This is a genomic window from Peribacillus cavernae (genome assembly GCF_003989135.1).
In the GTDB taxonomy this organism is placed as follows: domain Bacteria; phylum Bacillota; class Bacilli; order Bacillales; family DSM-1321; genus Peribacillus; species Peribacillus cavernae.
Window position 1 is genome coordinate 66107 of sequence record NZ_RYZZ01000016.1, and the last position, 21998, is coordinate 88104.

23 protein-coding genes are annotated in these 21998 nt (G+C 43.7%); 3 read left to right on the forward strand and 20 right to left on the reverse strand.

Annotated features, from left to right (window positions below; all coding sequences use genetic code 11):
* Window positions 1-69: 69 nt before the first annotated feature.
* Genes ELQ35_RS12645 through ELQ35_RS12655 form a run of 3 tightly spaced genes read right to left on the reverse strand, consistent with a single transcriptional unit; the run spans window position 70 to window position 2116 of the window.
* Window positions 70-489, reverse strand: a complete 420-nt coding sequence (locus tag ELQ35_RS12645) for a Fur family transcriptional regulator (protein ID WP_126865187.1) — start codon at window positions 487-489, stop codon at window positions 70-72.
* 13 nt (window positions 490-502) lie between these two features.
* On the reverse strand, window positions 503-1342 hold the full coding sequence (locus ELQ35_RS12650; RefSeq protein ID WP_126865188.1) for a metal ABC transporter permease: 840 nt from the start codon (window positions 1340-1342) through the stop codon (window positions 503-505).
* Window positions 1343-1360: 18 nt separating this feature from the next.
* Window positions 1361-2116: a metal ABC transporter ATP-binding protein gene (locus tag ELQ35_RS12655; protein WP_126865189.1), complete on the reverse strand. Its 756-nt coding sequence runs from the start codon at window positions 2114-2116 to the stop codon at window positions 1361-1363.
* Window positions 2117-2300: 184 nt separating this feature from the next.
* Here ELQ35_RS12655 and ELQ35_RS12660 point away from each other — a divergent pair, with 184 nt between their 5' ends.
* Window positions 2301-2561: a DUF2624 family protein gene (locus ELQ35_RS12660; RefSeq protein ID WP_126865190.1), complete on the forward strand. Its 261-nt coding sequence runs from the start codon at window positions 2301-2303 to the stop codon at window positions 2559-2561.
* Window positions 2562-2722: 161 nt separating this feature from the next.
* Here ELQ35_RS12660 and ELQ35_RS12665 read toward each other — a convergent pair whose 3' ends face one another.
* Together ELQ35_RS12665 and ELQ35_RS12670 are read right to left on the reverse strand one after the other, a co-directional pair.
* Window positions 2723-3616 carry a deoxyribonuclease IV gene (locus tag ELQ35_RS12665; RefSeq protein WP_126865191.1) on the reverse strand — a complete coding sequence of 298 codons (894 nt, stop codon included), beginning with the start codon at window positions 3614-3616 and terminating at the stop codon, window positions 2723-2725.
* A gap of 32 nt (window positions 3617-3648) precedes the next feature.
* Window positions 3649-4962 (reverse strand): DEAD/DEAH box helicase, encoded by a 1314-nt coding sequence (locus ELQ35_RS12670; RefSeq protein WP_126865192.1) that lies wholly within the window; start codon window positions 4960-4962, stop codon window positions 3649-3651.
* Window positions 4963-5166: 204 nt separating this feature from the next.
* On the opposite strand from ELQ35_RS12670, the gene vrrA reads away from it, so the two are divergent.
* Entirely contained in the window at window positions 5167-5772 is a 606-nt protein-coding gene (vrrA, locus tag ELQ35_RS12675) for a VrrA/YqfQ family protein (RefSeq protein ID WP_126865193.1), read from the forward strand.
* Between the two features lie 178 nt (window positions 5773-5950).
* Entirely contained in the window at window positions 5951-6895 is a 945-nt protein-coding gene (locus tag ELQ35_RS12680) for a 4-hydroxy-3-methylbut-2-enyl diphosphate reductase (RefSeq protein ID WP_126865194.1), read from the forward strand.
* 92 nt (window positions 6896-6987) lie between these two features.
* Here ELQ35_RS12680 and ELQ35_RS12685 read toward each other — a convergent pair whose 3' ends face one another.
* From ELQ35_RS12685 to ELQ35_RS12755, 15 genes are all read right to left on the reverse strand, one after another.
* The gene (locus ELQ35_RS12685; RefSeq protein WP_126865195.1) at window positions 6988-8106 is read right to left on the reverse strand and encodes a Nif3-like dinuclear metal center hexameric protein; all 1119 of its coding nucleotides are present in this window, start codon (window positions 8104-8106) and stop codon (window positions 6988-6990) included.
* Window positions 8103-8813: a tRNA (adenine(22)-N(1))-methyltransferase gene (locus ELQ35_RS12690; RefSeq protein ID WP_126865196.1), complete on the reverse strand. Its 711-nt coding sequence runs from the start codon at window positions 8811-8813 to the stop codon at window positions 8103-8105. Before ELQ35_RS12690 ends, ELQ35_RS12685 begins: the two co-directional genes overlap by 4 nt.
* Window positions 8814-9054: 241 nt before the next feature.
* Entirely contained in the window at window positions 9055-9423 is a 369-nt protein-coding gene (gene cccA / locus ELQ35_RS12695; RefSeq protein WP_126865197.1) for a cytochrome c550, read from the reverse strand.
* 179 nt (window positions 9424-9602) lie between these two features.
* Window positions 9603-10151, reverse strand: coding sequence for a hypothetical protein (locus ELQ35_RS12700; protein ID WP_126865198.1), 549 nt, complete (start codon window positions 10149-10151; stop codon window positions 9603-9605).
* A gap of 423 nt (window positions 10152-10574) precedes the next feature.
* Window positions 10575-11708, reverse strand: a complete 1134-nt coding sequence (rpoD, locus tag ELQ35_RS12705) for an RNA polymerase sigma factor RpoD (protein ID WP_126865199.1) — start codon at window positions 11706-11708, stop codon at window positions 10575-10577.
* Window positions 11709-11751: 43 nt separating this feature from the next.
* Window positions 11752-13560, reverse strand: coding sequence for a DNA primase (gene dnaG, locus ELQ35_RS12710; protein ID WP_126865200.1), 1809 nt, complete (start codon window positions 13558-13560; stop codon window positions 11752-11754).
* A 29-nt stretch (window positions 13561-13589) separates the two neighbouring features.
* A complete protein-coding gene (locus ELQ35_RS12715; RefSeq protein ID WP_126865201.1) occupies window positions 13590-14090 on the reverse strand; it encodes a YaiI/YqxD family protein in 501 nt (166 codons plus the stop codon).
* Window positions 14091-14455: 365 nt separating this feature from the next.
* Window positions 14456-15265 carry a pyruvate, water dikinase regulatory protein gene (locus tag ELQ35_RS12720; RefSeq protein ID WP_126865202.1) on the reverse strand — a complete coding sequence of 270 codons (810 nt, stop codon included), beginning with the start codon at window positions 15263-15265 and terminating at the stop codon, window positions 14456-14458.
* Window positions 15266-15292: 27 nt separating this feature from the next.
* Window positions 15293-15931: a transcriptional regulator CcpN gene (gene ccpN, locus ELQ35_RS12725; protein WP_126865203.1), complete on the reverse strand. Its 639-nt coding sequence runs from the start codon at window positions 15929-15931 to the stop codon at window positions 15293-15295.
* 77 nt (window positions 15932-16008) lie between these two features.
* Window positions 16009-18081 carry a glycine--tRNA ligase subunit beta gene (gene glyS / locus ELQ35_RS12730; RefSeq protein WP_126865204.1) on the reverse strand — a complete coding sequence of 691 codons (2073 nt, stop codon included), beginning with the start codon at window positions 18079-18081 and terminating at the stop codon, window positions 16009-16011.
* Window positions 18068-18964, reverse strand: a complete 897-nt coding sequence (gene glyQ / locus ELQ35_RS12735) for a glycine--tRNA ligase subunit alpha (RefSeq protein ID WP_126865205.1) — start codon at window positions 18962-18964, stop codon at window positions 18068-18070. The genes glyS and glyQ overlap by 14 nt, the downstream gene beginning before the upstream one ends.
* 586 nt (window positions 18965-19550) lie before the next feature.
* Window positions 19551-20303 (reverse strand): DNA repair protein RecO, encoded by a 753-nt coding sequence (gene recO, locus ELQ35_RS12740; RefSeq protein WP_126865206.1) that lies wholly within the window; start codon window positions 20301-20303, stop codon window positions 19551-19553.
* Between the two features lie 38 nt (window positions 20304-20341).
* Window positions 20342-20485: a YqzL family protein gene (locus ELQ35_RS12745; protein ID WP_126865207.1), complete on the reverse strand. Its 144-nt coding sequence runs from the start codon at window positions 20483-20485 to the stop codon at window positions 20342-20344.
* A gap of 139 nt (window positions 20486-20624) precedes the next feature.
* On the reverse strand, window positions 20625-21554 hold the full coding sequence (era, locus tag ELQ35_RS12750; protein WP_126865208.1) for a GTPase Era: 930 nt from the start codon (window positions 21552-21554) through the stop codon (window positions 20625-20627).
* Window positions 21547-21945: a cytidine deaminase gene (locus tag ELQ35_RS12755; RefSeq protein WP_126865209.1), complete on the reverse strand. Its 399-nt coding sequence runs from the start codon at window positions 21943-21945 to the stop codon at window positions 21547-21549. The genes era and ELQ35_RS12755 overlap by 8 nt, the downstream gene beginning before the upstream one ends.
* Between the last annotated feature and the right edge of the window lie 53 nt (window positions 21946-21998).

Below are 21998 nucleotides of genomic sequence, written 5' to 3' on the forward strand. Positions count from 1 at the left end.
TATCATTGGAATTGGATTAATTATCTTCGAAACTGGATTAATTTATCACTGAACCTTGGACAAAAGCTCCTATCCCACTTGTAAGCACTCAGGACAGCGGCCGTATATCTCAAATTTATGGCCGGAGATATCATAATCCTGCAAATTGGCTTCCAAACCGCTCATTGGGCACGATTCAATCTCCTTCGTCTTGCCACAATCCATACAAATGAAATGATGATGATGGTTTTCATGGCTGCATGTAAAACGGAAATGTTTTTCCCCTGCGAGTTCCGTCATTTCGAATATGCCAAGCTCGGCGAAGAGCGAAAGGTTCCTGTAAATAGTATCGAAGCTTAAGCCTGGATATTCTTCCTTCATTGATTCCAAAACATCCTTTGCGGTTAAATACTTATCGCTCGCTGAAAAAAGCAGAAGCATTTCTTCCCGTTTTCCGGTATGCTTAAAACCTTTTTCTTTCAACAGCTGCATGGCCGCTGCCACATTCATTCCAATCACCCCGCTATGCGATTCTAACCTTTAATTTTCCAACCAATATTGACGCTATCAGCAATCCGACCGCAATCATGACAATCGTCCCGCCGGGAGCCAGATCTAAATAGTAAGCTAAAAACAGTCCCCCGACCACTGAAATTTCCCCGAACAGAACGGAATAGCAAATCGTTTGTTTAAACCCATTCGCAAAACGGAGGCTCGCCGCCACCGGGAGTGTCATCAAGGCAGATACAAGCAAAATCCCGACAATTCTCATCGATGCAGAGATAACCAAAGCAACCATGATGATAAAAATAAAATGAATCCATTTAGAGGGGATTCCTGAAGCCTTGGCATGTTCTTCATCAAAAGATAAAAGAAATAATTCCTTAAATAAAAAGATAATCGTAAGGATGACTATAACAAAAATTACGGCGATCATCCACAAGTCTGTACGGCTGACGGCACTGACACTGCCAAACAAATAACCGTACAAGTCAGCATTAAAGCCATCGGCAATTGAGATAAAAACGACACTTAATCCAATCCCGCCTGACAGGATGATCGGTATCGCCAGCTCCTGGTAATGCTTGTACACATCTCTCAGCCGTTCAATAAACAGCGAGCCAATAACTGAAAATGCCATTCCCATGTATAACGGATTTAAGCCTGCAAAAACCAGAAACCTTTTTTCCAGCAAAAGGCTGAAAGCAATCCCTGCGAGTGTAACATGGCTCAGCGCATCGGCAATAAGCGACATGCGGCGCACGACCACAAATACTCCCAATAACGGCGCAAGCGCCCCGATAATGATCCCTGTTAAAAAAGCGTTCTGTAGAAATTCGAACTGAAATATTCCCGAAATCATGGGATATCCTCCAAAACATTAATGATTATGGCTCAACAGCTGGACGCCGTGGCCATATATGGATGAAAGCTCCTTCTCATCCAAAGAATGATACTTATTGGCATCGCCATGGAAATGAAGCCGTTTATTCAGACAGGCTACATGGGTGACAATATTTGTTACGGTTCCGACGTCATGGGTGACGAGAATAAGGGTAATCCCCATATTTTTATTGAGCACTTCCAGCAATTCATAAAACTGATGGACATTTTTCGAATCAACGCCTACGGTTGGTTCATCCAGAATCAGCAATTCGGGTTCGCTTACTAATGCCCTGGCGATAAATATTCGCTGTTGCTGGCCGCCCGATAATTCACCAACGTTCCGGTCTTTGAAATCAAGCATTCCGACTGACTCTAATGCTTCGAGAACTTTTTTCCTGTGCTCTTTTCCCGGAAATTTAAAAAGACCGATTTTTTTTGTCAATCCGCTTTGGACGACCTCCAAAACGGAAGCCGGAAAACCGGAATTAAATGAATTGGCTTTTTGTGACACAAAACCTATCTTATCCCAATTTGTAAACTGACGGATGTCTTCACCGAATAACTTGATTGTTCCTGTTTGTATCCTTAATAAGCCAAGGATTAATTTGAGCAATGTTGATTTGCCGGAGCCATTAGGACCAACCAGTGCCAGAAACGCTCCTTCTGGCACTTTCAAGGAGACCTGTTCGAGCACGCTGTCCCTGGCATATTTATACGATAGATCTTCAACCTCGATAATCGGTCTTGTCATTTTTTCCTCCAAAAGAAGCAGCTTTTTTAAGAATCATTACGATTTAACAAAGAGAAGTATAAAGGAAACACGCCGTAATGTAAAGAATCCAGCCCCTGCCGCTTCGCAATATTTCCCTTTAACTGATTCCTTTTTTGTTCACTTGTTGACTGTTGCTTCATATCTTAGATGCAGGAGGGATGGTATGAAGTTATTTGAAATGATGATTAACCATAAAGTGAATACGATTACACCCAATGAGCTTTTAAAATTGGCCCGCCAATATGATGTGGACCTTAAACCTGACCAGGCGAGGATTGTTTCCAAGATTGTAGCCGGCAAAAATATCAACGTCTTTAATAAAACAGAGCGGCTCAAGGCGTTAGAATTAGTTTCCGCCCAGACAGGACTGGCGACCTCAAAAGAACTCGAAACCATTTTCAATCAGCTAACCGCAAATCTTTAAGGAACGAGGACTAAGGTCCTTGAGACCACACTTTGTTAGTCTATCAATAAAAGGGACTGCCGAGCAGTTTGGTTTCATCGCAGGCATGAGGACATGAGACTGTCCAAACTCTGCTTTGGCATTAAAAACTGTTTTTTGGCTGTCCTTTTTACTTGTAGCCATTACCCATTCATGATTGTATCAAGCAAATTTTCGTCAAATGTTTTATCCTTTAGCATTTCGATTTCAAATAAATAGGGCGGTTTTTTATTTTTCTTATCTTCCCCGACATATGGCGTTTCAAGGATTTTGGGAATGTCCATCAGCTGCGGATGGTGGACAATGCAGCTTAGCGCCTTGAAACCGATATGACCAAATCCGATATTTTCATGGCGGTCCTTACGCATTCCGACAGCGTTTTTGCTGTCATTGATATGAAGGACCTTGATTCTGTCGATACCGACAATTTTGTCAAATTCATTAAGGACACCGTCAAAATCTTCGACGATATTATATCCGGCATCGTGAGTGTGGCAGGTATCAAAGCAGACTGACAGTTTATCACTCAAGTTTACACCGTCAATGATCATCGCCAGCTCTTCAAAACTCTTGCCGCATTCTGAACCTTTTCCTGCCATTGTTTCAAGGGCAATCTGCACATCCTGCTCTTCAGTCAGCACCTCATTTAAGCCTTCTACAATCTTTTTTATGCCGATTTCAGTCCCCGCCCCGACATGGGCTCCGGGATGAAGCACGATCTGCTTTGCTCCGATCGCGGCTGTCCGTTCAATTTCACTTCGCAGGAAATTCACGCCGAGCTCGAAGGTATTAGGATTTGTCGTGTTTCCAATATTAATGATGTACGGTGCATGGACAATAATTTCCTTGATGCCGTTTTGCTCCATATGCGATCTGCCAGACTCGATGTTCAAATCCTCGATCTTTTTCCGTCTTGTGTTTTGCGGAGCTCCTGTATAAATCATAAACGTATTCGCTCCATAGGACACTGCTTCCTGGCTCGAAGCAAGAAGCATACCTTTTCCGCTCATGGATACATGTGAACCAAGCTTCAACATAACATCTTTTCCCCCATTATTTATTAATTAGTCTATTTCTTTTTCTGGATGCGGCGCTGGTGTTTTTTATAGCTTTCAACCTCGCGCTGGATTTTCTTTTTGTACCCTGGCTTTACTTTTGCCGGCTTCTTGACCAGCTTTTTCGCGATGGTATCTACTTCATTTTCCTGCTTTTTACGGTTTTTGCGTTTATTGCGCTCATCAATCTCAATCCATTCACCCTTATCAATATCGATGTTCTTGAATTGGATGCCCATTTTTTCCAAACGGTTCAGCGCATCCTCGTCCGATGTTTCATAAATGGTAGCAGCAACACCGGAGTATCCCGCCCGGGCCGTTCTGCCTGTTCTGTGTATATAAAAGTCAAGATCGGAAGGCAGCTCATAATTGATAACATGACTGACGCCTTTGATATCAATACCCCTTGAAGCTAAATCAGTTGCCACAATGTACTGGTACTCCAGGCTGTTAATTTGCTTCATCATTTTCCTGCGTTCTCTCGGGCTTAGGTCTCCATGTATCCGTCCGACTCTGAGTCCTTTGCCAATCAGGGCATCGGCGGCTTCATCCGCCATTTTCTTCGTATTCGTAAATATGATCGCGAGGTAAGGATTATACTGGACGACCATGTCGTACAGCAGCTGGTTTTTATTCCGATGGCGCAGCGGTACTAGCGCATGTTCGATTTTCTCGGCTACAGCCTTTTTTGGATCGACCTGCACGTGCTTTGGATTATCCATGTATTTTTTCAAAAAGGGCTTGAGTTTCTCAGGAATGGTTGCAGAAAAAACGAGCATCTGAATATCCTGGGCCATCCTAGAGGCAAACTTATCGACATCCTCAATAAATCCCATATCAAGCATGAGGTCAGCTTCATCGACCACGAGCATCGTTGCTGAAAAAACATGGAGCGCCTGTTCATCGACCATATCCTTAATCCGGCCTGGCGTACCGACCACAAGCTGTGGCTGCTTTTTTAATTTGTCAATTGTACGCTGTTTGTCTGTGCCGCCTACAAGCAAGCGAACCTGAATCGGGGCTTCTGATGGAAAATGTTCAGCAATTCTCAGCGCTTCCTGATAGATTTGATTGGCGAGCTCTCTTGTCGGGACGCTGATGACTGCCTGCACTTCCCCCTTCCCAGTGTCGATTTTATCCATGATCGGGAGCAGGTAGGAGTGAGTTTTGCCTGTCCCTGTTTGTGATTGCCCAATCAGGCTTGTACCTTTAAGCACGGAAGGAATCACCCGCTCCTGGATTTCGGTTGGCTTAATAAAGCCTAACGTTCCCACCGCGTTTATAATATAGCTTTGCAGCTTAAATCTCTCAAAATTACTTTGTTCCATTGTAAAACTCCTTTTTATCATTAAGCTAAAAATTACATTCAAGAAAAAAACTACCGTTCCTATCTTATCGTCTTTTCCTGAAGTTCACAACCTAACTAATCTACTTCTTGATATTGTTTGATGAATCGTTCAAACTTTTTTGCGATTGCAGCATAGTCTATTATGTACCGCTAATTGACGGTCTTACATGGAAGGAGTGAAAATATGCCCCCAGGAATAAATAATCGCCCCGGCGGGAATTTTGGCATGTTTCCAAACGGCCCGCGGATGGGAACTCAACCGAACTTTAGAGGGCCTGGCGGATTTCCATTTCAAAACAGGCCTCCGATGCAAAACCAGAGAATGCAGCAGCAGGGCGGCGGCGGTCTTCTCTCTAAGCTGCTGGGAAAATCCAAACAGCAAAGCCCTTCCCCTGTTTCATTTTTCAGCCGCCCTCAAGCGCAGCCTGTAGTATCTGGTGGATTTATCGCTGGGTTAAAAAATCCGGGTACGATTACCACCATGCTCGCCAATACTCAAAAGATGCTAACAGCGGCAGAGCGGCTCGGGCCCATGGTCCAGGAATACGGCCCTCTAATTAAAAACCTGCCCGCCATGTGGAAAATTTACCGCAGCATGAAGGACTCCGAAGACTCCACAGGAGCAAAAAACGAGATAAACGAAGAAGAAAAGGAAGACTCCGTTGTATCAGAAAACGATGAAAAGATCGCTATCGCCGGTGAAGAAAAACAGCTTGAAGGTAAAAATGAACAAAAAAACGGCAAGATACATGAGCAAAAAGGCAGTTCTGTGCCGAAACTTTACATTTAGAACTTGATTGTCACAATAGGCTATCTCCCGAATGCAGCCGGTGTTGCATTCTTTTTTGTTGCTTTCAAGAATGGCTTACGGCAGTATGATGCTTTGTAATATCCGGCAGTGTCTTATATAATATAGAGTAGCAGGCATGGAAATTTCTCCATGGCGCTTTTCTTAAAGGAGGTACACTATGAAGGTTATCAAAATCTCACCACGCGGATATTGCTACGGGGTTGTCGATGCCATGGTCATCGCCCAAAATGCCGCTTTAGATAAAACCCTGCCACGCCCGATATACATTTTAGGAATGATTGTCCATAATAAGCATGTGACCGATGCTTTCGAAGAGGAAGGCATCATTACGCTTGACGGAGAAAACCGAAAAGAAATCCTCGAAAAAGTCGATGGAGGAACTGTTATTTTCACCGCACACGGAGTATCTCCGGAAGTAAGGAAATTAGCAGAGGAAAAAGGGCTTGTTTCCATTGATGCAACTTGCCCGGACGTAACAGCTACCCATAATTTAATTAAAGAAAAGAAAGAATTGGGCTATCAAATTATCTATATTGGCAAAAAGGGACATCCCGAGCCGGAAGGTGCTGTCGGAGTCGCTCCGGAAATCGTCCACCTTGTGGAAACCATCGATGATGTAAACGCCTTGTCCATTGACAGCGAGCGGATTATTGTCACAAATCAGACAACCATGAGCCAATGGGATGTCTTGGATATTATAGAAAAGGTTCAGGGGAAATATCCTCATGCAGAGGTACACAAGGAAATCTGCCTCGCAACCCAGGTCCGGCAGGAAGCAGTTGCAAAGCAGGCTGGGGAGGCGGATGTTTTAATTGTTGTCGGAGACCCAAAAAGCAATAATTCAAACCGCCTTGCCCAGGTTTCTGATGAAGTCGCCGGAACAAGGGCGTATCGGATTGCCGATCTATCCGAATTGCAATTAGATTGGCTGCAGAATACGGAAACTGTCGCTGTGACATCAGGAGCTTCGACCCCGACACCGATTACAAAAGAAGTTATTACATTCCTGGAGCAGTACGATCCCGGCAATGAGTCTACCTGGACAACTGAAAAAAGGGTTCCATTAAACAAGATCCTTCCGAAGGTTAAAATAAAAGCATAAGAATATAAAATTCAATCTAATACACATTGAAAAAGTTATATTTCCTTATTTACAGAAAAATGCAGGCATGCTGTTTAATGCCTGCATTTGCTTTAGATAAACGTAAACGGATCGGTATTTATTTCCGAAATAATAAATTCCACTTCGAATTTTCTGTCTCTGCAGAGAACTGCCAAAACATCCGCCACTCCTTTTTTCATTACCTTTTCTACATTATGGCCGGGATCGACGATATTCAGTCCCATCATCATGGCATCGTGTGCCGTATGATAGTACATGTCTCCGGTTACGTAAACATCGGCGCCCTTGAATTTCGCCTCTGTAAAATATTTATTTCCGTCCCCGCCGAGGACGGCTACTTTTTTGATCCTGGAGTTTAGGTTGCCGACAGCCCTTACCGCTTTCACATCGAGGGCATCCTTCACATGCCCGGCAAACTGATCTAATGTCATTTCCTGTTTCAAGGTCCCGATCCTTCCGAGCCCGAGCGGTTCCGGCTTGTTTTCCAGCCGGTAAATGTCATAAGCCGGTTCTTCATAAGGGTGTGCTTTGATCATCGCAGCTAGCAGCTTCTTTTCGATCTCTTCAGGAAAAATCGTCTCAATTCTTACTTCTTCGACACTTTCAAGCCTGCCCTGTGTTCCAATTGCCGGATTGCTATTTTCCCCTGGAAGAAATCTGCCGACGCCTTCGCTTGAAAATGAACAATGGCTATAGTTACCGATATGGCCCGCCCCGGCATTCCCTAATGCTTGCCTGACTAGCTGTTCTGAATCGCCAGGAACATATACGACCAGTTTTTTATACGTTGGTTGGTAGGTGGGAATGAGAACTTCCGTGTCTTGAAGCTCGAGAGCCTCCGCCAGGAAATCGTTTACCCCATTTCTCGCGACATCGAGATTGGTATGCGCCGCATAGACGGCAATATCATGCTTGATCAGCTTTTCGATGATTCTCCCGCCCGGCACATCTGTGGCAATTTTCTTCAAAGGCCTGTAAATGAGCGGGTGATGGGCAATGATAAGCTGAACCCCTTTCTCGATTGCTTCATCGACGACTTCCTCGAGAACGTCCAGAGCGATCATGACCTTTGAAACAGACTTGTTCAGCCTGCCAATCTGGAGTCCTACTGGATCTCCATCCATCGCATAGCTTTTCGGTGAAAAGCTTTCCAACAAACTTATTATTTCTGCACCATTCGTCATCTTCACTGGTTCAGCGCCTCCTCCACCATTCTTATTTGCATCAGCAGCTCTGAACGTTTTGCATTCAAATCAGGATTTTGCCCTTTTTCTTCGAGCTGCTTAACGATCCTTTCCCAGTGAGCCTTTTCCTGGGACCATTTCTTTGCGAACGCTTTATTTTGTTCTTTTTTCAGGAAAGGACCAAGGATTATTTCCAAATCCCGGTTTTCAGAATATGGACGGAGCGGATCGCCTTTTTCTGCGATTAAGATTTCATAAATCTGTTCATCTTCTTCCAAAATCTCTTCATCAATGAGTTCCCAGTCATTTTCAAGCAGCCATATGCGGATGTTGGATGCGCCGACATTAGGCTGAAGGATGAGCCGTTTTACCCCTGCAAGCCTGTCTTTTCCTCTTTCCAGGATACTTGAAATAAGAGTCCCGCCCATTCCCGCAACCGCAATACAGGTAGCTTCATTAGGTGATAGAACCTCAAGGCCGTCCCCTTTACGTACATCAATTGCATGCTGCAGTTCCATTTGCTCCACCTGCTCCCTGGCCGACCGAAAAGGGCCCTCAGCTACCTCTCCCGCAATTGCTTTGGCTATGAGCCCCTTTAAGACGGCATAACAGGGCAAATAGGCATGATCCGAACCTATATCAGCCAATGTGCTTTCTTTCGGTATATGAATCGCTACACGCTCTAAACGCCTTGATAGCTTTTCATGGTTCATCTTATCATCTCGCTTACTTGTTTATCGCATTTTAATGGGATTAATAGAAGTTTACAAATCCACGCTTTTTCATTATAGCAAAGACTTTCATGAATAATAAATAGACAACAAAAGTGCAGGCGCTGGAGCTGGATGCAGATAACCAAATTTAAGGTATCCACATAAAATTCAATCTATAGTTTCCTATACAATGAAAAAATGGCTGAAATCCCATAGGGAACCCCAGCCATTCTCCAAACGATTATTTTAAGCCATGAACGAATTTAGCCATTGCATCAAGATTTTCATCTTCAACAAGCCCGGCCGGCATGGCTCCTCTACCATTTTGGATCGTTGTTTTAACTTCTGCTTCGGATAAACGCTCTCCTACACCTTTCAATGCCGGGCCAGCGCCGCCCTGATATTGATCACCGTGGCAGCTGACACAGCTCTGCTGATAAATTTCCTCAGGATTAGCAGAAGCGGTTTGTTCCGTCTTTTCCTTTCCACCGCCTTCCTTTTCCTTTGCAAGATCCTTAGCATCTCCCAAGCCTTTAAAAGAAAGGATAAACATAAGTCCAATTCCCAATATACAGATAAGCAGAAACGGAATAAGTGGATTTCGATTCATAGTTTTTACCTCCCCTATGTAAACCTTAGTGTCCATAAAAATATTATATACAAACAAGTTATATTTTACTTGAAAAATGTTTCAAGTAAAAGTCCTAAACGATAAGATATTCAAGAATTTTTCAAAAAATATTTTTTCGGGAAGTCTTAAACAAATTTGAAAAACAATATTTTTAATTTTCAAAAGATATTGTATAATTTAACTATGAAGTAAATGATCACTCCCGCCCCCAAAAAGCCTGCCGCAGAAAAAGAAGCAATCGACAGCCGTTTTCCTGTATAAATCCACATCCCGCTATGGCAAAGCAAGCAGAGATACAGGATGATTGTTTGGCCCGGAACAAAATGTTCCACAGCCTGGACAGTAGCTAATAGAAACAGAAAGGCTGCTCCAATTAATGGAATATGGTAGTGGTAAAAACGTTTTGAGAAAAAGAACGACGCCCATAACAGCGTGAGGATCGAAATAATTGATAGGCTGATTTGCATTCTATATGGTAATTGAGTAAAATAATTCAAAAATAGCGTTAGCAAAATGATAATGGCAACGGAAAGATACGGAATCATCATTCTTGCAGTTATTCCGGCCGATTTGCCATCTTGCTGTTGTGTATCCTCTCCTTCGCTGTACATGGCAAGCAAATAATCGCAATATTGTTCAGGCAGCATACGGCTGTGTTTCCAATAATGTAATTCTTGAATGATGATTTTCTTTCGGACTTCATTCATAAACGCACATCCCGGGAATGTCACTTTCTTACTATATCGGTTAAAAAGGCAGTCTTTTTAGGAACAAGACCAGAACAAAAGCGCAAGCGCCTTGGTCAGCCCCGACAAGCATAAGACGAGCAGCTGTATGGGGAGCGATTTTCTCCCCATCAGATGATTGGCTTATGACCTCGAGGGGCTAGGCGCTGGAGCTGGATGCAGATAACCTAGATTAAATTATCCACATAAAATAATTTTATAATCTCCTTAACAATAAAAAAAGCGCAATCGTCTTGTAAAAATGAAAAAAAGGAACCAACCAGAGGCGTATGCCAGCAGTGGATAATGAGAGAAGATTTCAGGCAGGCTCCAGGCCTGCAAGTTCCCTCTCGTTTAAACCAATGCTTCCGTACGCGCCTTACTCGATTCCTGTTACTGCATATTTTATTCTAAAAAGTCTTTTAGCCTTTTACTGCGGCTTGGATGTCTAAGCTTGCGCAGGGCCTTCGCTTCAATTTGCCGGATACGTTCACGGGTTACGCCAAAAACTTTCCCGACTTCCTCGAGGGTACGCGTGCGTCCATCATCCAGGCCAAAACGGAGGCGAAGTACATTTTCTTCACGGTCCGTCAATGTGTCGAGCACATCTTCAAGCTGTTCTTTTAACAGCTCATAGGCGGCATGCTCGGAAGGAGATGTGGCATCCTGATCTTCAATGAAGTCACCCAAATGAGAATCATCTTCTTCACCGATAGGGGTTTCCAGCGATACCGGTTCCTGGGCAATCTTCAGGATTTCCCTGACCTTGTCAGGCGTTAAGTCCATGTCTTCGGCGATTTCTTCCGGAGAAGGCTCGCGGCCAAGATCTTGAAGCAATTGCCTTTGAACACGAATTAATTTATTAATCGTTTCTACCATATGGACGGGGATACGAATCGTCCTGGCCTGGTCAGCAATCGCACGTGTAATAGCCTGGCGTATCCACCAGGTCGCATACGTACTGAATTTGAACCCTTTTCGATAATCAAACTTCTCAACGGCCTTAATAAGGCCCATATTGCCTTCCTGAATTAAATCAAGGAAAAGCATACCGCGGCCGACATAGCGTTTGGCAATGCTCACTACAAGACGGAGGTTGGCTTCGGCCAAACGGCGCTTGGCTTCTTCATCGCCCTCTTCGATCCGGATAGCAAGTGAAATTTCCATTTCTGCCGATAGCAAATTGACCCGGCCAATTTCCTTCAAATACATCCGTACAGGATCATTGATTTTAACGCCAGGAGGGACGCTTAAATCATTAAGGTCGAATTCTTCTTCCTTCTCCAGTTCCTGACTGTTTGGATCTTCATCATCATCTTCTTCTTCACTCTCAGCAAGAACTTCAACCCCGTGATGGCCCAGGTATTCATAAAATTCATCCATTTGGTCTGAATCCAATTCAAAGCTTCCTATCCGTTCTGCAATCTTTTCAATTGTCAGGGATCCGCGCTTCTTCCCTAGTTCCAGTAATTGTTCTTTCACTTGATCCAGACTCACTTCATTTTCAACCTCTTTGGAACGTGCTGGTTTGTCAGCCATCTGTTCCCCTCCTTCCAAAACTTACACGGTAACCTTGCATGATTTATAATGATTTTCGCATTTGAATGATCTCCATGGCGATTTGAGCCGCCCTCACATGATCACTTTGGCGTTCCGCTTCCTTTTCTTCCGCCTCTTTTTCCTTTATCTTTAACATCTTTTCGTATTTCAACACTTGTTTTATATAATCTGTCAGCTCTTTATCCGAAACTTCGCCATTTACTGACATCATTTCTATCTCGGATACGATTCTTCTCAGGTTTTGATCAGGCAGGTACGTCAGGAAAAAGCTTGTATCCGGTTCGTGTCCGTCCTCATAAAAAGCATATAAATACGTTATGATTGCCTGGTGTTCATCATGGTTAAAGACTGTGCCATTCATCATTTGCTGGATTTTAAAGGCCGTTTCCTTACTTTTCAGCATATGGGCGATCAGCTTAATCTCAGCGTTATGATAGGCGGGCTTCAGCTTGTTTTCATATTGTAACGTGATTCTCTTATGAAAGGAGGGTTGCCCGACATTCCCTTTTCTTCTTTCTGCGAAAAAAATCTGTCTTTGCTGCTTTTCCAATGCGTCCAGCGACAAAGAAAATTCCGAAGATATTTGCCTTAGATAATGGTCTCTCTCAACCGCGTTTGGCAAATGCGAGATTTCCTTTAATACCTCTTCAATATATTGGATGCGATCTCCTTCATTATTTACATTTTTTCCTTTACGCAGATATTGTAATTTAAACGCCATATACGTTAAGCTGGACCCTATTACATCAGAAACGAAGCTCTTCTCCCCATATTTCTGAATGTAGTCATCGGGATCGAGATTATCCGGCATAAGCGCGGCTTTCACATGAAGTCCCGCTTCATTGAGCATATTTGAAGCCCTGTTGGCCGCAGCAAGTCCAGCGGAGTCGGAATCATAGCATATCAAGACGTTTTCCGTGTTTCTTTTGATCAATTGGATATGCTGGTCGGTCAATGATGTCCCCATTGTTGCAACTGCGTTTTCAACGCCGGCCCGTACCGCTGAAATACAATCTGCAAATCCTTCAAAAAGGATAACTTGCTCTTTTTTTCGGATATGCGGCCTCGCATTGTGAAAGTTATAAAGGATTGTACTTTTAGTAAAGATCGCTGTTTCCGGGCTGTTTAAATATTTAGGCTCACCAGCCCCGAGTGCTCTTCCCGAAAACGCAATCGTATTTCCCTGTCGATCCATGATCGGAAACATGATTCTGTCCCTGAAACGGTCAAAGTACTTTTCATCCCGTTCCCTGAAAATGGCCAGACCTGCTTTTTCGAGAATATCGGCTGAATACCCCCTTTTCGACAGGAATTTAAAAACAAAATCCCATGAATCAAGGGCATAGCCGACTTGGAACTTCTCGATTGTATCGATGCTGAAACCCCGGTTAAGCAAATATTCAAGCGCTTCCTGTCCCTCTTTTGTATTTACCAGTAAATGATGGTAAAATTTCTTTAGAAGATCATGGGACTCAAGCATCTGCTTGGAAGACTCGGGAATGTTTGACTTCGCCGCATCTTTCTGGATTTCAACATCAAGTGGAACATTTCCTTTTTCAGCCAATACCCCGACAGCTTCAATGAAACTGTAACCTTCGATATCCATGATAAAGGTAAAAATGTTGCCGCCTGCCCCACAGCCAAAGCAATGAAAGATTTGCTTATCAGGAGATACTGAAAAAGAGGGTGTATTCTCACCATGAAAAGGACAAAGGCCGAAATAATTTCGCCCTTGTTTTTTCAGCTGCACATACTCGCCAATCAAGTCGATGATATCTACAGCCTCTCGAATCTGATTTATTTTTTCATCTTGAATTCGGGCATTTGTCATATTTTCACCTTACGTTTCGGTGATAGTGTTTAATTCGATATTATTTCGTTTTCTCCTGCAAAGTTCGACAAGATTTTTGTAAGACAAGTTGTAAAGTTCAAACGATCTTGTTTTGTAAAAGCTTTAGGGCCTTTTGTATGTTTACCCTGCCTGCGAAGTCTTGCGGATTGGTAGCGCATATCGAGAAGAGAGGATATGTTCCCATCTGTATATTCCTTTCCCCGCGGCGAAAGTACGTAAACGCTTTTAACGAGCAGGGTTCCCGCTAAACCAATATCAGCTGTCACCACAATGTCACCTTTTTGAACAGAATTTGTGATATAAAGGTCTGCCGCTTCTTTATCGGCATCGACATAAACCCATTTCCCTTCCGGTTCATTCATCATGTTTTTATATGACGCCACAAAACAAACCGGGACTTCGTGCAGCTTTGCACATTGAAGGGTTTCCTTTTTTACCGGACACGCATCCGCATCCACATAGATTATCGGTTTATTATCACTATGGTTTAATTCTACATCCTTCTGCATTATCCTTTTTTTATCCTTTTGAAGTTTATGGAGATAAAACGATTTGTCGAATTTTATTCAGACGAAAGCCTTGACTTCTTTCCCTTTATAGTCTATTCCTTATTGGTCGAGTCTAAACCTTGAGAATTCATTTTTCTCACAATTTTTTATTATAGTACACTTTAAGCTATTATGCCATAAATAAAACTTGAACGTGGTTGGCTTTTTCACAGAAAAAAGAGCCGGCACTAAAAGCGACGGGCAAAACGGGACCAAAGCCCTTCCAAAAAATAAACATATGTAAAAAAATTACTGTGGTAGAATGATCTTTACATATGCTTACTATATGCTTTGTCACGCAGACTGTCTACTAATAGGCCGGTCTCTTAGATCGTGCGGTTGTGAATGATTTGGATGATGGTATTTGCTGTTTCTTCCACAGCTTTATTCGTCACGTCAATAATCGGACAATGCAACCTGGAAACGATCGATTCGAAATATTTCAATTCTTCCTTGATCCTTTCCATATTCGCGTATATGGCATGGTCATTCAACCCAAGCGATTTTAAACGTTCCTTACGGATATCGTTCAGTTTTTCCGGACTGATTTTCAAGCCGAAGCACTTCTCAGGCGGAACCAAAAACAACTCTTCAGGCGGTTCCACTTCCGGGACAAGCGGGACATTGGCTACTTTGAAACGCTTATGCGCCAGGTATTGGGATAGCGGTGTCTTGGAAGTCCGTGAAACCCCAACCAGGACGATGTCCGCCCGCAGGATACCGCGCGGGTCCCTGCCGTCATCATACTTAACAGCAAACTCAATCGCTTCCACCCGCTTAAAATATTCATCATCAAGCTTGCGGACCATTCCGGGTTCATTCAGCGGGGAAATAGCAGCCCGTTGCTGGAGTATATCCATCAAAGGCCCAATGATGTCGTACGCCAAAATGTTTTCCTTCTCTGCCTGCTCCTGCATATACATCCTGATTTGAGGCCTAACAAGGGTATAGGCAATAATCGCATTGTTTAGTTTTGCAAGAGAAATCACTTCATCGACATTTTGCTCATCTTCCACATATGGAATGCGTTTAATCGAGAAATGCGAGCCTGCAAACTGGCTTGCTGCGGCCTTTGTAACTAATTCCGCAGTTTCCCCCACCGAATCGGATACAACATAAATGATTGTACTATTCATATTCTCTTCAATCCCCCATGCATGCTCTTAAATGCTTTCATCAGCCAGGGCCAAAAAAGCTTTTGTAATATTTGTCTTCGTAAGTCTCCCGATTACTTCATACCCGATACCTGTCTCCTTTACGACCGGTAAGGCATCGATTTGCTTCTCAATCAGCTTCCTAGCCACATCGATCAGTAAATCCTCCTTCATGCACATTGTGATATTGGGCATCCTTGTCATGATAATATTGACTGGAATCGTTGTCAGCTCCTGCTTGCCAATACTCGCACGCAGCAAGTCCTTCCGTGACAAAACACCGACAAGCAGTGAATTTTTATCGACGACGAACAGCGTCCCTACATCTTCAAGAAACATCATGACAATCGCATCATATACGGAAATTCCTTCCCCGACAACTACCGGAATCGATTGGTAGTCTTTGACGTATATGTTCTTCAGGTTGTCCGTAAGTAGCTGTGTCCCCGATTTCCCTGTGTAAAAATAACCGACCCGGGGTCTTGCATCCAGGAATCCGGCCATCGTCAAGATCGCTAAATCAGGCCTTAATGTCGCTCTTGTTAAATGAAGCTGTTCTGCAATATGCTCACCTGTAATGGGCCCATTGTCTTTGACGATTTGTAAAATATGTTCCTGCCGTTTGCTTAGCTCGATTTTAAACACCACCCTACTGCTCTAGCAGAGAAAAAGTAATATGCCATACTATATTTTATAATTATATACTATTTCTGCTAAAAGTGCTGTCAGGAAACAATAATTTTATTCATTGCTGCAAAGCCGGAGATTAAATCGCTGATATCTTTCATCAAAGACAAACGGTTTTTTCGCAATTTATCATCATCCGCCATTACCATTGTATGTTCAAAATAGTCTTCAATCTCCGCTTTCAAAGAGACCAGCAGTTCAAACGCTCTTGTTTCTGATCCAGCAGATTGGTAATCGGCATAGACAGCCTGATATTTTTCATATAGCTTCGCTTCAAACTTATTTTCAAATAGAGCCGGGGAAACTTCAACTTTGTTCTCGCATTTTACCGCGATATTGATAACCCTGCTTAATGCTTCCAGATTCTCTTTAAAGCCTGCTTCCTGCTTTTTTACCTCCAAAACGGAAGCTCTTTCTGACAGGATGGCAATGTTGCCAATTTCATTTTCAAGCAAAGCATCGATCAGATCATAGCGGATGCCTTGCTCATTCAGTAAATGTTTTACACGCGCTTTGAAAAATTGTTCAAGGTCGTGTAAGGTTTCGTTGCGGTCCCTCTTCATTATACCTTTCGCTTCCATTTCTCCGAGGGAAGCTTTCATGATTTTCTCGAGGCTCAGCTCCCATTTTTTTTCGGACAGAATTTGCACGATCCCGCTTGCCTGCCTTCTTAACGCGTATGGATCCTGTGAGCCTGTCGGAATGATCCCAATCGAAAAGAATGTAACAATCGTGTCCATTTTTTCAGCTACACTGAGAATCGCACCCGTCAATGAGGGTGGAACAGAGTCTATCGCATGTCTTGGCATATAATGTTCATTGATGGCGGCTGCGACTTCCTGCGGTTCACCCAGGAGTTTCGCATATTTTTCACCCATATACCCTTGAAGCTCAGGGAACTCATAAACCATATGGCTGACTAAATCAAATTTTGCGATTTCTGCGGCACGGTCTGCCAGTTTTTTCGCATTCTCACTCAATTGCAAAGCACTGGATAATTGAGCTGTCAATTTTCGTACTCTGGCCATTTTTTCGGAAAGGGTGCCGATTTCCTCGTGGTAAACGATTGTCTCAAGTTTTTTCAGCGCACTGTCGATATCCTTTTTTTGATCTTCTTTGTAGAAGAATGAAGCATCTGACAATCTTGCCCTCAAAACCTTTTCGTTGCCCTTTGAAACGATCTCGAGATGACGGCTATCACCATTTCTCACAGTCACGAAAAAAGGAAGAAGCTCGCCATTCTGGTTTTTAACAGGGAAATAACGTTGATGTTCCTTCATCGAAGTAATCAAGACTTCCTGGGGCAATTCAAGGAATTCCTTTTCAAAACCGCCAAACAGGACAGTCGGATATTCGACAAGGTTATTGACTTCTTCGAGAAGATCTTCATCAACAGGGATATCCCACCCTTGTTCATCCTCCAGTTTTTTAATTCCGTCAAGAATCATATTTTTTCTTTTAACCGGGTCAGCAACAACAAATTGTTTCGATAACGCCGCTTCATATTGTTCCGGCGCTTCGATGGCAGCAGGACCGCCAAGAAAGCGGTGCCCCCTTGTTTCGTTGCCAGATGTTACATGCGTGATGCCCAAAGGGATGATTTTATTCCCAAATAGGGCGATTATCCATTTTATCGGGCGGATGTAGCGCAGATCCTGATCTGCCCAACGCATATTTTTAGGAAAAGACATGCTGGTAATCATTTCTTTCAATTCAGGCAGCAGGCTTATTGAAGGCTGGCCTTTAATGAATTTGTTGACATGGACATATTCGACACCGCCAACTTCCTTGAAATAAATATCATCGACGGAAACGCCCTGCCCCCTCGTAAACCCGATCGCCGCTTTTGACCAATTGCCGCTTTCATCCCGGGCGATTTTTTTAGCCGGCCCTTTGGCTTCCTCATGGATATCCTTCTGGGCCTCGGCGACACCCTTTACTAACACCGCGAGCCTGCGGGGTGTTGAAAACATGTTAATATGATCGAACTCTATAGCCTTCTCGTTCAGCCATTTCTCCATTTTCTTAGACAGCTGGTTCATCGAAGAAGTGACGAAGCGTGCCGGCATTTCCTCTAATCCGATTTCCACTAATAAATCATGCTTGGCCATTGATTCTCTCCTCCTTCTGCTTAAGGATCGGGAATCCCAGCTTTTCGCGTTCTTCATAAAACGTCTTCGCTACTTTTCTGGCAAGATTGCGGCAGCGGGCAATATATCCGGTCCGTTCGGTAACGGATATCGCCCCTTTGGCATCAAGCAGATTAAACGTATGAGAGCACTTCAGTACATAGTCATAAGCAGGATGAACAAGGCCTTCCTCCATTTGGCGGTGTGCCTCTTTTTCATACATAGTGAACAGCTGGAACAGCATATCTAAATCCGATGTTTCAAACGTATACTTAGAGTGTTCATATTCAGGCTGCATAAAAATGTCGCGTACCGTAAATCCATCTGTCCACTCCAGGTCAAAGACATTTTCTTTTTCCTGTATATACGAAGCAAGCCGTTCGATGCCGTACGTAATTTCTACGGATACCGGCTTGCATTCAAGACCGCCAACTTGCTGAAAATAAGTAAATTGCGTAATTTCCATTCCATCAAGCCAGACCTCCCAGCCAAGGCCTGCGCAGCCAAGCGAAGGGTTTTCCCAGTTATCCTCGACGAAGCGGATATCGTGTTCAAGCGGATCGATTCCAAGCGCGCGCAGGGAATCCAAATAGATTTCCTGAATGTTGTCAGGGGACGGCTTCATGATCACCTGAAACTGATGGTGCTGATAAAGCCGGTTTGGATTCTCTCCGTACCGTCCATCTGCCGGCCGTCTTGACGGTTCCACATAGGCAACACTCCATGGCTCAGGCCCAATTGCACGCAGGAATGTATACGGGCTCATCGTACCGGCCCCTTTTTCTGTATCATAGGCATTCATAAGAATGCAGCCATGACCGGACCAATGCTTTTGCAACGTTAAAATCATGTTTTGAATATTCATAAAGCACCTCCAAAAGGTTTGTAAGAAACTTGAAAAAGGAACGTCGACTAAGATCCGCCACGTCCTGTGGCGAACGTCGACGTCAGCGCATCCATGCGCAAGTCCGACAAGCATAAGACAGATCCCGAAGAAGGCGCTTTTTGCCTTCTATAGGGAGCTGGCTTATGACCTCGAGGGGCTAGGCGCCGGAGCTAGACACAAGTACATGTTGAAAAAGTTATTGATTCTTTTAATTGGTTAAATACATACCTGGCTTCCTCTAAAAAGGAAGAACCCCAGTTTTTTATACTTTCTGAAACGCCAAAAAACTCCCGCCACTATGCCTATCGCATAGGGACGAGAGTTTACCCGCGGTTCCACCCTATTTGCCGAAAAGATCGGCCTCTTTCAATCTGCTGTTTTAGCAGTCCATTTTGCTCCGGAACGCCTTCCCTGAATATCCATATCCCGGCTTGCACTATCCCGGGTTCGCTTTTTATGGAGGAGAACAGGTACTCTTTTCCATCATAACAGTTATACTTTTTCTATTAAATAGATTTTAGCGGAGTAAGCTGCTATTGTCAATAGGCGGCGGAAGCGTCCGCCGTTAAAACATGTCCTTCATCTTATCCATCTGCTTTAAGAATTTCTTTGATTTCAGATACAGGCCGGAATACTCCTCATAGTAAGCATCGATTACCTGCTCCAGTTCTTTTTTGGTTTCCGGCTTGATCGAGATGTTTCCAAGCCGTGACAAATCAAAATAATAAAAAAGCCTCATCAGTTTAACAGCAGCAGGGGAAATCTTAAAATGATACGGATCTTTGCCGTAACATCTGTGGCAAATAAAGCCGCCTTCCCTTAAAGAAAAGGCGAATTCCCCCTCCGTATTGCCGCAAACAGCACACTGGTCAAGAGCGGGACTCAAACCGTTAACCTGCAGCATTTTCATCTCAAAAATAAATTTGAGGACCTCTGCATCGTATCCTTCGTTTATGTAATTCAATGTTTGATAAAGCAGTTCAAACAGATAAGGATTCGCACTTTTATCCTCTATGCTTTTATCAAGAAGCTCGACAATATAGGATGCATAGGCAGTTGAAAAGATATCCTCGCGGATGGAGCGCATCGAGTTCACTGTCTCACCTTGCTGCAGGCCGCCAAGACCGCTTGATGTTTGGACAAGGAAATATCCGTAATAGAAGAGTTGGGTGACGGCAGAGAGGCGGCTGCTCGGTTTGCTGGCACCTCTTGCCATCACGCCAATTTTCCCCCATTCACGTGTATATATCGTTATAATTTTATTGCTTTCTCCATAATCCGTCCGCCGTATGACAATGCCTTCACATTTTTGGAGCAAGACAAGCCACCATCCAATCTCTTAAGGACAAGACTAACCTAGGAGATGGGAAAATCAATCTCTGCTAGTTCTTCCTTCTGACCTTCGGATCTTTCTTGTCTCTCCACCTCTAACTCCTTAAAAAGAAGGTAGGTATCAACGTTACCAGTCTGGCTGAACACTTTCCATGTAAAATCTAACATAATAAAGGCCCACCTTTCATGTAACTAGCATATTTAAAATTCCAACCCTAAGATTATCTTGACCCTGCTTCCCTAAAACATGATAAACAAATAATGCTAGGAATAATATCAGAAAAGCGCAAGCGCTTTAAGACACGATTTAATACTCATCCTCATTAAAGCCATAATCCCGCAGCTGTGACATCTTATTGCGCCAGTCCTTTTGCACTTTTACCCATAGCTCAAGAAAAACCTTGGAGCCAAGCAGATTTTCAATATCGAGTCGGGCCCGTTTGCCGACTTCCTTTAACATTTTTCCTTGTTTCCCGATGACAATACCCTTTTGTGAATCACGCTCAACAATGATCGTTGCCATCACGTTGATCGTTTCACTGTTTTCCATTTTCTTGATCGAATCGATCACGACAGCAACAGAATGCGGGATTTCCTCGCGTGTCAGGTGGAGGACCTTTTCACGGATCAGTTCAGAAATAATAAAACGTTCCGGATGGTCGGTCACTTGATCGGCAGGGTAAAACTGCGGTCCTTCGGGAAGATGTTCTTTAATCTGGCCAAGCAGTGTTTCCAGGTTATTTCCTTCCAATGCAGAAATTGGCACAATCACAGCAAATGGATACAGATTCCGGTACGTCTCAATCAAGGGCAGCAGTTCATCCGGATGCACCTGGTCGATCTTGTTCACAACGAGGAAGACCGGTGTTTGCACGGTTTGCAATTTTTCAATGATAAATTCATCCCCGCGCCCCAGCCCTTCCTGTGCATTGATCATAAATAAAATTAAATCCACTTCTTTAAGCGTATTGGTGGCAACCTTCATCATGAAATCGCCAAGTTTATGCTTCGGCTTATGAATGCCCGGCGTATCAATAAAAATCATTTGGGCGTCATCGAGGGTAAGCACTCCCTGGATCTTATTGCGGGTCGTTTGCGGTTTATCACTCATAATTGCGATTTTTTGGCCGATTACCCTGTTCAGGAAAGTGCTCTTGCCGACATTCGGTCTGCCGATGATCGAAATGAAACCTGATTTGTGGTCTGTCGATTGTGTATCGTCAAATAGTTTATTCATGTAAATCCTCCGGTGAAAAAGCTCCTGGAAGCAATTCCTCTACTGTTAGTTCTTTTATATCTCCATTTAAGTTCGTTAAAACAATTTTCATGTCACTGTTGCATAGCTCTGAAATGACCTGGCGGCACGCCCCGCATGGAGGGACCGGCCTATTTGTATCCGCTACGACAACCAGTGCGGTAAATTTCTTGTCACCTTCTGAATAAGCCTTGAATAATGCTGTGCGCTCAGCACAATTCGTCATGCTGTAGGCAGCGTTCTCAATATTGCAGCCATGGTATACGCGGCCATCGGCAGTAAGCAGCGCGGCTCCCACCGGGAATTTGGAGTAAGGCACATAGGCTTTTTCCCTGGCTTTTTTAGCTTCTTCCACTAGACTTTTTAGTTCCATTTTCACATCTTCCTTTCAGAAAAGAGGACGCACTCTTATTGTAACGCATCCTA